We start from the raw sequence: 11803 nt of genomic DNA on the forward strand, positions 1-11803 counted from the left end.
TGCTCGATCGATCTCGTGCTGCACCTGCCGATGCGCTACGAGGACGAAACCACGCTCACGCCGATCGGCGAGCTGCTGCCGGGCGGCATCGCGCAAGCCGAAGGCGTCGTGTTCGACAACGAGGTTGCCTACCGGCCGCGCCGCCAGTTGGTCGTGAAGATCCAGGACGACGACGGCGAGCCTCTCGTGCTGCGGTTCCTGAATTTCTACGGCTCGCAGGTCAAGCAGATGGCCGTCGGCCAGCGGCTGCGCGTGCGCGGCGACGTGCGCGGCGGCTTCTTCGGGATGGAGATGGTGCATCCGGCGGTGCGGGTCGTCGAAGCCGATGCGCCGCTGCCGCAGGTGCTCACGCCCGTCTATCCGAGCACGGCCGGCGTGTCGCAGGCCTATCTGCGCAAGGCGATCGAGAACGCGGTCGAGCGCACGCCGCTGCCCGAGCTGCTGCCGCCCGAGATCCAGCGCGACTACCTGAAGCCGCTCGACGTACCGTCGCTCGAGCAGGCGGTGCGCATCCTGCACCACCCGCGCGTCGATTCCGACGAAGCCGCGCTGATGGACGGCTCGCATCCGGCGTGGACGCGCATCAAGTTCGAGGAACTGCTCGCGCAGCAGCTGTCGCTCAAGCGCGCGCACGAGGAGCGCCGCACGCGCGCCGCGCCCGCGATACCGCGCCGCACCGCGACCGATGCCGATGCGCTGACGACCCGGCTCTATGCCGCGTTGCCGTTCACGCTGACGGGCGCGCAGGCGCGCGTCGTCGACGAGATCGCGCACGACCTCACGCTCGCGCACCCGATGCAGCGCCTGCTGCAGGGCGACGTCGGCAGCGGCAAGACGGTCGTCGCGGCGCTGGCCGCCACGCAGGCGATCGACGCCGGTTACCAGGCCGCGCTGATGGCGCCGACCGAAATCCTCGCGGAACAGCACGCGCGCAAGCTGCGCGCGTGGCTCGAGCCGCTCGGCGTCACGGTCGCGTGGCTCGCGGGCAGTCTGAAGGCCAAGGAGAAGCGCGCGGCGATCGAGGCGGCCGCGCTCGGCACCGCGCAGCTCGTGATCGGCACGCACGCGATCATCCAGGACACGGTCGAATTCGCGCGGCTCGGCCTCGTGATCGTCGACGAGCAGCACCGCTTCGGCGTCGAGCAGCGGCTCGCGCTGCGCGCGAAGGCCGCGAATGCGGCCAACGGCGCGCGCGACTTCCAGCCGCACCAGCTGATGATGTCGGCCACGCCGATTCCGCGCACGCTCGCGATGACGTACTACGCGGATCTCGAGGTCTCGACGATCGACGAGCTGCCGCCGGGCCGCACGCCCGTGCTGACGCGCCTCGTCGGCGATGCGCGGCGCGAGGAGGTGATTGCCCGCGTGCGCGAGGCCGCGCTGACCGGGCGCCAGGTGTACTGGGTGTGCCCGCTGATCGAGGAGAGCGAGACGCTGCAGTTGCAGACGGCCGTCGAGACTTACGAGACGCTGGTCGCCGCGCTCCCGGAGCTGAAGGTCGGGCTCGTGCACGGCAGGCTGTCGCCGGCCGACAAGGCGGCCGTGATGGAAGCCTTCACGCGCAACGAGGTGCAACTGCTCGTCGCGACGACCGTGATCGAGGTCGGCGTCGACGTGCCGAACGCGTCGCTGATGGTGATCGAGCACGCGGAGCGCTTCGGCCTCGCGCAGCTGCACCAGTTGCGCGGCCGGGTCGGGCGCGGTACCGCGGCGTCGGTGTGCGTGCTGCTGTACACGGGGCCGCTGTCGCTGACCGGCCGCGAGCGGCTGAAGACAATGCGCGAGACGACCGACGGCTTCGAGATCGCACGGCGCGACCTCGAGATCCGCGGCCCCGGCGAATTCCTCGGCGCACGCCAGTCGGGCGCGGCGATGCTGCGCTTTGCGAACCTCGAGACCGACGGCTGGCTGATCGATCCGGCCCGCGACGCCGCGACGCGGCTGATTGCCGCGTACCCCGAGATCGTCACGCAGCATCTCGCGCGCTGGCTTGGCGCGCGGGAGCAGTATCTGAAGGCCTGATCCGCGGGTTGGGGCCGGATTTAAAACCGCCGTTTGACGTATTCCAGTGCAGAGAAACTTGGCGAACCGGTGCCACAGGGTGTATAAATTAAACCTATCGCTTGTATATCTCTGATTGACCCACAATGACGCTGACTGAATTGAAATACATCGTCGCGGTCGCGCGCGAACGGCATTTCGGCCGCGCGGCTGAAGCATGCTTCGTGAGCCAGCCGACGCTGTCGGTGGCGATCAAGAAGCTTGAAGACGAGCTCAACGTGCAGATTTTCGAGCGCGGCGCGAGCGAAGTGAGCGTGACACCGATCGGCGACCAGATCGTCACGCAGGCGCAGCGCGTGCTCGAGCAGACCTTCGCGATCAAGGAGATCGCGAAGCAGGGCAAGGATCCGCTGGTCGGCCCGTTCCGCCTTGGCGTGATCTACACGATCGGGCCGTACCTGCTGCCGACGCTCGTCAAGCAGATGATCCAGCGTGTCCCGCAGATGCCGCTGATGCTGCAGGAAAACTACACGCTGAAGCTGCTCGAACTGCTGAAGCAGGGCGAGATCGACGCCGCGATCATGGCGCTGCCGTTCCCCGAAACCGGCCTCATGGTGCGCCCGCTGTACGACGAACCGTTCGTCGTCGCGCTGCCTGCCGGCCATCCGTGGGAGAAGCGCAACGAGATCGACGCCGAAGACCTGAAGCAGGAAACCATGCTGCTGCTCGGCAACGGCCACTGCTTCCGCGATCACGTGCTCGGCGTGTGCCCGGAGCTGATGCGCTTCTCGCAGACGGCCGACGGCATCCAGAAGACCTTCGAGGGCTCGTCGCTCGAGACGATCCGCCACATGGTCGCAAGCGGCGTCGGCATCACCGTGCTGCCGCGGATGTCGGTCGCCGAGATCGGCCCGCGCGCGAACGGCCCCGATGCCGAACTGCTGTCGTACGTGCCGTTCAACGAGCCGGTGCCCGACCGCCGCGTGGTGCTCGTGTGGCGCAAGAGCTTCACGCGGATGCCCGCGATCGACGCAATCAGCGATGCGATTGCCGCGTGCGAGCTGCCGGGCGTCGCGAAGCTCGACATGCCGGCGACGATGAACTGAGCACGCTGCGGCATGCGCGTGTGGCAGTACGATGAACGGGGTCTTGCGACCCCGTTTATTTTTCTCTATCGCATAGATGAAATTAATCAAATTCAAATAATTGATAGATGTAGATAGAATCCTCTACATGGATCGGCGTCGTGTCGACGACCGAATCGCACGTTGAATGCAAGCGCCAAAGGAGGATGTCATGATGCGGTCGGTATTGCAGCACGCGCAGCGGAACATCCCGTCGCGCGACGCGGTCGTACATCGCGCCAGGGCGGCGGTTCGCGGCCTGCGTCCGATTGCGTTCGCGTACCTGGCGGACCGCGTGTATGGTGGTTGAACGCCGCCGCGCGCCGGTTCAGTGTTCCCCCGATTCAACCGCCGCCAAGCCATGAGGGCGCATCGCATGTCCGAAAGCTGGAATATCGCCCGCAGCGCCGGCACGACGCCGGCCGGCAGCCGGTTCCCCGAGCGTCCCCCTCGCGGCGCATCGCAGCGGGAACGCGCGTCACAGGCCACACACGACATCCCGTAGTACGACAGGAGGATCAACCTGTTCCGTTTCCCATCCCCGCAATGACACTCCATCAACTGCGCCTGGCATGCCGCCGGAGCGAACCGATGGAGTCATACGAGCAAGCCAAGGAGAAATCGCATGTCGAACGAAACGAAGTGCCCGTTCAACCACACCGCTGGTGGCGGCACGACGAACAAGGATTGGTGGCCGAATCAGCTTAACCTGAACATCCTGCACCGGCATTCGGCACTGTCCGATCCGATGGACAAGGATTTCGACTACGCCGAAGCATTCAAGAAGCTGGACCTCGCGGCGGTGAAGAAGGACCTGCACGCGCTGATGACGACGTCGCAGGACTGGTGGCCGGCCGACTTCGGCCACTATGGCGGCCTGTTCATCCGCATGGCCTGGCACAGCGCCGGCACGTACCGCACGGCCGACGGCCGCGGCGGCGCGGGCGGCGGGCAGCAGCGCTTTGCGCCGCTCAACAGCTGGCCGGACAACGTCAGCCTCGACAAGGCGCGCCGGCTGGTGTGGCCGATCAAGCAGAAGTACGGCCGCAACATCTCGTGGGCCGACCTGCTGATCCTGACCGGCAACGTCGCGCTCGAATCGATGGGCTTCAAGACCTTCGGCTTTGCCGGCGGCCGCGTCGATACGTGGGAACCGGACGACGTGTACTGGGGTTCGGAAAAGATCTGGCTGGAACTGAGCGGCGGCCCGAGCAGCCGCTACTCGGGCAAGCGCGAACTCGAAAGCCCGCTCGCCGCGGTGCAGATGGGCCTCATCTACGTGAACCCGGAAGGCCCGGACGGCAATCCCGACCCGGTCGCCGCCGCGCATGACATCCGCGAGACGTTCGCACGCATGGCGATGAACGACGAAGAGACGGTCGCGCTGATCGCGGGCGGTCACACGTTCGGCAAGACGCACGGCGCCGGTCCGGCCTCGAACGTCGGCGCCGAGCCGGAAGCCGCGGGCCTCGAAGAGCAGGGTCTCGGCTGGAAGAGCACGTTCGGCACCGGCAAGGGCAAGGATGCGATCACGAGCGGCCTCGAAGTCACGTGGACGTCCACGCCGACGCAGTGGAGCAACGACTTCTTCAAGCACCTGTTCAGCTACGAGTGGGAGCTCACGAAGAGCCCGGCCGGCGCGCACCAGTGGGTCGCGAAGGATGCAGGCGAAGTGATTCCGGATGCGTACGACGCGTCGAAGAAGCATCGCCCGACGATGCTGACGACCGACCTGTCGCTGCGTTTCGATCCGGCCTACGAAAAGATCTCGCGCCGCTTCTACGAGAACCCGGCCGAGTTCGCCGACGCGTTCGCCCGTGCATGGTTCAAGCTCACGCACCGCGACATGGGTCCGCGTGCGCGCTACCTCGGCCCGGAAGTGCCGGCTGAGCACCTGCTGTGGCAGGACCCGATCCCGGCCGTCGACCACAAGCTGATCGACGACGCCGACGTCGCGGCGCTGAAGGCGAAGGTGCTCGCATCGGGCCTGTCGGTGTCGCAGCTCGTGTCGACTGCATGGGCGTCGGCTGCGACGTTCCGCGGTTCGGACAAGCGCGGCGGCGCGAACGGCGCGCGTATCCGCCTGGCGCCGCAGAAGGACTGGGAAGTGAACCGCCCGGCCGAACTCGCGAAGGTGCTCGCGACGCTCGAAGGCGTGCAGAAGGCGTTCAACGACGCGCAGACGGGCGGCAAGAAGGTGTCGCTCGCCGACCTGATCGTGCTGGCCGGTGCGGCCGGTGTCGAGCAGGCCGCGAAGAACGCAGGCGTCGCGGTGACGGTGCCGTTCGCACCGGGCCGTGCGGATGCGTCGCAGGAAGAGACCGATATCGAAGCGATGGCCGTGCTCGAGCCGGTCGCGGACGGCTTCCGCAACTTCCTGAAGCACGCGTACAAGACGCCGGCCGAGGCGCTGCTGGTCGACAAGGCGCAACTGCTGACGCTGAGCGCGCCCGAAATGACGGTGCTCGTCGGTGGCCTGCGCGTGCTGGGTGCGAACGCCGGCGATGCGAAGCAGGGCGTGTTCACCGACCGTCCGGAAGCGCTGACGAACGACTTCTTCGTGAACCTGCTCGACATGGGCACGGAATGGAAGCCGGTGTCGGCCGCGAACGACGTGTTCGAAGGGCGCGATCGGGCGACGGGCCAGGTCAAGTGGACCGGCTCGCGCGTCGACCTGATCTTCGGCTCGCATGCGCAGTTGCGTGCGCTGGCCGAGGTGTACGGCAGCGCGGATGCGAAGGAGAAGTTCGCGCGCGATTTCGTCGCGGCCTGGAACAAGGTGATGAACCTCGACCGCTTCGACCTCGCTTAAGCGTTGCCGTGCAGTAGTGCAGTAGTGCAGTAGTGCAGTAGTGCAGTAGTGCAGTAGTGCAGTGAGGCAGTAACAGGAAACGGCCGGTCGCCCGACCGGCCGTTTTTTTCAGACCCCGAATTTCCTCGAAGGAGTGACGATCATGACGCAAATGATGCAGAACATGCGCGCCGCACTGGCGACGCCGGCCGAGATCACGCGATACGTCGTCGGATCCGCGATCGTCATCGGCGGTGCGGCCGAACTGGTGTCGGCGGCCCTGCACGCGATTACGGCCGCCTGAGCGCGGCGTTTCGCGCGCCACGCGTCGTGGCGAGCCGTGCGTGCGGGTGGTGCGGTGTCGACAGGCAGGTCACCCGATTCGCTTTCATTGCTCTGGTTCATTGAATAAGGAGTCCGGAACATGGCCAGGAAGACTCACGCCGCCGAGATCAACATCGGCATCAGCGACAAGGACCGCAAGAAGATCGCGGAAGGCTTGTCGCGCCTGCTCGCCGATACGTTCACGCTGTACCTGAAGACCCACAATTTCCACTGGAACGTCACGGGCCCGATGTTCAACACGCTGCACCTGATGTTCGAGGCGCAGTACAACGAACTGTGGCTCGCGGTCGATTCGGTCGCCGAACGCATTCGTACGCTCGGCGTCGTCGCGCCGGGTACCTTCGGCGATTTCGCGAAACTGTCGTCGGTGCCGGAAGCGAACGGCGTGCCGGCGGCGCAGGACATGATCCGCCAGCTCGTCGAAGGGCACGAGGCCGTCGTGCGTACCGCGCGCGCGATCTTTCCGCTTGCCGATGCGGCCAGCGACGAGCCGACCGCCGACCTGCTGACGCAGCGCCTGCAAATTCATGAAAAGACCGCGTGGATGCTGCGGTCGCTGCTCGCGTAGGCGTGCAACGTGCGGCAGGCCGGCCGAAGCCCGGGCACACCGGTTCCGGCCCTGATTGATCCGCACGCATCGGGCTGAGCCCAGGCCGGTGCGCCAGCTCTGTCCCCTGATTGATGCACGTCGCGGCCAGGCCATGTGCAGCGGGCACTGGCAGCGCGCTGGCGCCCGGCAGCTACCGGCTGCGGGCCGCGCCGACATGACGCGAAGCACCGCTCGGCTCTAAAATGCCGGGGTTATCTTCCCGGTGCTTCGCCATGCTTGCCCGCTTTCCCCTGTATCTGCGGCTCGTCCGGATGGACAAGCCGATCGGCAGCCTGCTGCTGCTGTGGCCGACGCTCAACGCGCTGTGGATCGCGTCCGACGGCCATCCGCGCTGGCCGCTGCTCGTGATCTTCTCGCTCGGCACGCTGCTGATGCGCTCGGCCGGCTGTGCGATGAACGACTATGCGGACCGCGATTTCGATCGCCATGTGAAGCGCACGGCCGACCGGCCGTTGACGTCGGGCAAGATCCGCGCGTGGGAAGCCGTCGCGATCGCGGTCGGGCTCGCATTCATCTCGTTCCTGCTGATCCTGCCGCTCAACACGCTGACGAAGGAGCTGTCCGTCGTCGCGCTGTTCGTCGCGGGCTCGTATCCGTTCATGAAGCGCTTTTTCGCGATTCCGCAGGCGTATCTCGGCATCGCGTTCGGCTTCGGCATTCCGATGGCGTTCGCGGCCGTGCAGGACACGGTGCCGACGATCGCGTGGGTGATGCTGGTCGCGAACATTTTCTGGTCGGTCGCGTACGACACCGAATACGCGATGGTCGATCGCGACGACGACATCAAGATCGGGATCCGCACGTCCGCGCTGACGTTCGGCCGCTTCGACGTCGCGGCCGTCATGCTGTGCTACGCGGCGACGCTCGGCATCTACGTGTGGATCGGCGTGACGCTCGGCTTCGGCCTCGCGTACTGGGCCGGCTGGGCGGCGGCGGCCGGCTGCGCGCTGTATCACTACACGCTGATCAAGGGCCGCGAACGGATGCCGTGCTTCGCGGCGTTCCGGCACAACAACTGGCTCGGCGGCGTGCTGTTCGCGGGCATCGCCGTGCACTACCTGCTGGCAGGGCGCTGAGCTTCGCGATCTGTCCACCGCAGGCGGTATGCCGTGCGGAACGCGGCACCAACAAAAAAGCGGCCTGGGCCGCTTTTTTGTTGTTCGTGCAAATCAGCGTAACGGGGCGGGGCGCCCGGCGCGTGCAGTGCAGCGAGCGCCGGGCCGGCACCGCCGGCGCGCTTACGCGCGGCCGAGTTCGTCGCCCATTTCCTTCGCGCGTGCTTCGGCCGCAAGCGCACCGCGCACGATCGCATCCTTCACGCCTTGCGCATCGAACGATGCGAGCGCGGCGGCCGTCGTGCCGCCCTTCGACGTCACGCGCTCGCGCAGCACGCTTGCAGGCTCGCCCGATTGCGCGGCGAGTTGCGCGGCGCCGGTGAACGTCGCGACCGCGAGCGCGCGGCCCTGTTCGTCGTTCATGCCGAGCTGGCGCGCGGCTTCCTGCAGCGCTTCGATGAAATAGAACACGTACGCGGGGCCGCTGCCCGAGATCGCGGTGACCGCGTCGAGCTTCGACTCGTCGTCGAACCATACGATTTCGCCGACCGCGCCGAGCACGTTCGATGCGAGTTCGCGGCCCGCCGCATCGACGCCCGGCAGCGCGGCGAGGCCCGTGACGCCCATGCCGACGAGCGCGGGCGTGTTCGGCATCGTGCGCACGATGCGGTCGTAGCCGCCGAGCCAGCGCGCGAGATCGGTGCCGCGGATGCCGGCCGCGATGCTGATCACGAGTTGCGACTTCAGGTGCGGCGCGAGTGCCTGCGCGACGTCCTTCAGCACCTGCGGCTTCACCGCGAGCACGACCGCGTCGTAGTCGGCGAGCGTCGCGTCGATGGCCGCGCCGGTGCGCACGCCGAACTGCTGCGCGGCGCGCGCGCGCACTGCTTCGTTGACGTCGATGGCGTACAGGCCGTCAGCGGCAACGCCGCGCTTGATCAGGCCGCCGATCAGGGCCGCGGCCATGTTGCCGCCGCCGATGAATGCGATTTTCATGATGTCCGTATGAGCGAGTGAGTGAACGGTAGGGCGTAAAGGGGCGCGGCGTTCAGTGCGAGTAATCGCGCGCGCCGAAGATCGCAGTGCCGACGCGCACGATCGTCGCGCCTTCGAGCACGGCCGCGTCGAGATCGGCGGACATGCCCATCGACAGCGTGTCGAGCGGCAGGCCGTCGGCGCGCAACGCGTCGAACAGCACGCGCAGCGCACGATGCGGTGCGCGTTGCGCTTCGGTGTCGCCGGCCGGTTCGGGAATCGCCATCAGGCCGCGCAGCCGCAGCGACGGCAGCGCGGCGACCGCGCGCGCGACCTCGGCCACGTCGGCCGGCGCGACGCCGCTCTTCGACGCCTCGCCGCTGATGTTGACCTGCACGCACACGTTGAGCGGCGGCAGGTGCGCGGGGCGTTGTTCCGACAGGCGCTGCGCGATCTTCAGCCGGTCGACCGAATGGACCCAGTCGAAGCGTTCGGCAACCGGGCGCGTCTTGTTCGATTGCAGCGGCCCGATGAAATGCCATTCGAGGTTCGCACGCAGATCGGCGAGCGCGTCGATCTTGTCGATCGATTCCTGCACGTAGTTCTCGCCGAAGGCGCGCTGCCCGGCCGCATGCGCGGCGCGCACGTCGTCGGCGGGAAACGTCTTGGACACGGCGAGCAACGACACGGTGGCGGGATCGCGGCCGGCCGCGCGGGCGGCGTCGGCGATGCGGCGATGGACGGATTCGAGGCGGGTGGCGAGATCGGACATGACGGGCACAAGAGCAGGCACGGAAGCAGGCATGGTGCGGATGCGCCGCGGCACGCGACGCATCGATCCGCCCATTATACGGACGCTGCGCGCGAGGCCCAGCGCCCGTCCGTCATTCGCACGAACGGGCTCTAGCCGTACAGCAGATGCTCGACGAGCTGGATCCAGTGGGCGACCGGAATCTGCGTGCCGCTCTGCAGGTGCGCGATGCAGCCGATGTTGCCGGAGACGATCATCTGCGGTTCGAGCGCCTGCAGCTTCAGCAGCTTCTGCTTGCGCAACCGGTACGACAGCGACGGCTGCGTCAGCGAGTAGGTGCCGGCCGAGCCGCAGCACAGATGGCTGTCGGCCGGCAGCCGCACGTCGATGCCGAGCGTCTCGAGCAGGCGTTCGACCTTGCCGCGCGACTGCTGGCCGTGCTGCAGCGTGCACGGCGGGTGATACGCGACCGTATGGATCGCGCGGCGCCGCGCGAGTGTCGCGAGCTCGGCCTCGAATGCGAGCAGCACGTCGGAGATGTCGCGCGTGAGCGACACGATGCGCTGCGCCTTCTCCGCGTAGGCCGGATCGTCGCGCAGCAGGTGTGCGTATTCGAGCACCGTCGCGCCGCAGCCCGACGCATTCATCACGATCGCCTCGACGCCCTGTTCGACATGGGGCCACCACGCGTCGATGTTGCGGCGCGCGTCGTCGAGCGCTTCGTCGTGATAGTTCAGGTGCAGGCGGATCGCGCCGCAGCAGCCTGCATCGGGCGCGACGACGGTCTCGATGCCGAGCGCGTCGAGCACGCGCGCGGTCGCGATGTTGATGTTCGGCAGCATCGACGGCTGCACGCAGCCGCCGAGCATCAGCATCTTGCGCGTATGCGTGAGGTGCGGCCATTCGAGCAGCCGCGTGCGCGGCGGCACCTTGTCGCGCAGCCGCTTCGGTAGCAACGGACGCACGTGCTGGCCGAGCCGCATCACCGGCGAGAACAGTGCGGCGTTCGGCACGAAGCTCGCGAGCAGGCGGCGCACGAGGCGCTGTTGCACGGGGCGCTGCACCTGCGCCTCGACGTGCTTGCGGCCGATCTCGACGAGCCGGCCGTACTGGACGCCGGACGGGCAGGTCGTCTCGCAGCTGCGGCACGTGAGGCAGCGGTCGAGGTGCTGCTGCGTGCTGCGCGTGACGGGCGCGCCTTCGACCATCTGCTTGATCAGGTAGATACGGCCGCGCGGGCCGTCGAGTTCGTCGCCGAGCAACTGGTAGGTCGGGCAGGTTGCGGTACAGAACCCGCAATGCACGCACTTGCGCAATATCGCGTCGGCCTCGTCGCCGTCGGGCGTATTGCGGATGAAATCGGCGAGGTTCGTTTGCATCGCTCAGAGATCCGGGTAGAGCCGGCCGCGGTTGAAGATGCGCGCGGGATCGAACGCGGCCTTCAGCCCGCGGTGGATTTTCATCATCGGGGCGGGAAGCGGCGTGAACACGCCCGCGCTGCGATCGTATGCGTCGCCCGCGCGGAACAGCGTCGCGTGGCCGCCGGCCTGTTTCGCGCTCATGCGGACGGTCTGCGCATCGGCGTCGGTGATCCACCAGCGCTGCGCGCCGCCCCATTCCATCAGCTGGGTGCCGGGCAGGTGCATCGGTTCGGTGATCGACGGCAGCGCGAGGCGCCATAGCGCATAACCGGGCGGGATGCCGTTGAAGAACGGATCGGTATGCTCGCGCAGGCCGGCCCAGAAGCGTTCTGCCTCGACTGCGTCGACGACTTCGCCGCCGAGCAGCGTCTTCGCGGATTTCACGGCCGCTTCGGCGCCCGACAGGCGCAGCACGAGCGTGCCGTTGCGCCACCCGCTCGCGCTGACGGGCAGCGGATGGCCGCCCCATTCGTTGAGCTTGCGCACCGCGTCGGTCGCGGTCATCTCGAACTTCAGCGTGACTTCGGCGACGGGCATCGGCAGCACCTTGATCGACAGGTCGAGCATCAGCCCGAGCGTGCCGAGTGCGCCGGCCATCAGCCGCGACACGTCGTAGCCGGCGACGTTCTTCACGACCTGGCCGCCGAAGCGCAGCATTTCGCCGCGGCCGTTCATCAGCGTGACGCCGAGCACGAAATCGCGCGGCGCCCCGCAGGTGGCGCGCCGCGGG

General features: G+C 67.5%; 10 protein-coding genes. 6 read left to right on the forward strand and 4 right to left on the reverse strand.

Annotated elements, in window-relative coordinates; genetic code table 11:
• The 6 genes from recG to ubiA form a co-directional block, all read left to right on the forward strand.
• Positions 1–2022 (forward strand): ATP-dependent DNA helicase RecG (gene recG, locus G3N64_RS35845; protein WP_205788375.1); only part of this gene is annotated, 2022 nt, incomplete at its 5' end.
• 125 nt (positions 2023–2147) lie between these two features.
• Positions 2148–3107 carry a LysR substrate-binding domain-containing protein gene (locus tag G3N64_RS35850; RefSeq protein WP_205788376.1) on the forward strand — a complete coding sequence of 320 codons (960 nt, stop codon included), beginning with the start codon at positions 2148–2150 and terminating at the stop codon, positions 3105–3107.
• Positions 3108–3750: 643 nt separating this feature from the next.
• Complete coding sequence (gene katG / locus G3N64_RS35855) at positions 3751–5937, forward strand: catalase/peroxidase HPI (RefSeq protein ID WP_205788377.1); 2187 nt, start codon at positions 3751–3753, stop codon at positions 5935–5937.
• Positions 5938–6079: 142 nt separating this feature from the next.
• Positions 6080–6220, forward strand: a complete 141-nt coding sequence (locus G3N64_RS35860; protein WP_205788378.1) for a hypothetical protein — start codon at positions 6080–6082, stop codon at positions 6218–6220.
• A gap of 120 nt (positions 6221–6340) precedes the next feature.
• The gene (locus G3N64_RS35865) at positions 6341–6829 is read left to right on the forward strand and encodes a Dps family protein (protein WP_205788379.1); all 489 of its coding nucleotides are present in this window, start codon (positions 6341–6343) and stop codon (positions 6827–6829) included.
• Between the two features lie 254 nt (positions 6830–7083).
• Positions 7084–7947: a 4-hydroxybenzoate octaprenyltransferase gene (ubiA, locus tag G3N64_RS35870; protein ID WP_205788380.1), complete on the forward strand. Its 864-nt coding sequence runs from the start codon at positions 7084–7086 to the stop codon at positions 7945–7947.
• Between the two features lie 162 nt (positions 7948–8109).
• Here ubiA and proC read toward each other — a convergent pair whose 3' ends face one another.
• The 4 genes from proC to glcE form a co-directional block, all read right to left on the reverse strand.
• Entirely contained in the window at positions 8110–8922 is an 813-nt protein-coding gene (gene proC / locus G3N64_RS35875) for a pyrroline-5-carboxylate reductase (RefSeq protein ID WP_205788381.1), read from the reverse strand.
• 52 nt (positions 8923–8974) lie between these two features.
• On the reverse strand, positions 8975–9673 hold the full coding sequence (locus G3N64_RS35880; RefSeq protein ID WP_205788382.1) for a YggS family pyridoxal phosphate-dependent enzyme: 699 nt from the start codon (positions 9671–9673) through the stop codon (positions 8975–8977).
• A gap of 131 nt (positions 9674–9804) precedes the next feature.
• Positions 9805–11031, reverse strand: coding sequence for a glycolate oxidase subunit GlcF (gene glcF / locus G3N64_RS35885; RefSeq protein ID WP_205788383.1), 1227 nt, complete (start codon positions 11029–11031; stop codon positions 9805–9807).
• 3 nt (positions 11032–11034) lie between these two features.
• Positions 11035–11803, reverse strand: a 769-nt coding sequence (glcE, locus tag G3N64_RS35890; protein ID WP_205788384.1) for a glycolate oxidase subunit GlcE, incomplete at its 5' end; no start/stop codon positions are given.

It is taken from the genome of Burkholderia sp. Ac-20344, from assembly GCF_017104975.1.
In the GTDB taxonomy this organism is placed as follows: domain Bacteria; phylum Pseudomonadota; class Gammaproteobacteria; order Burkholderiales; family Burkholderiaceae; genus Burkholderia.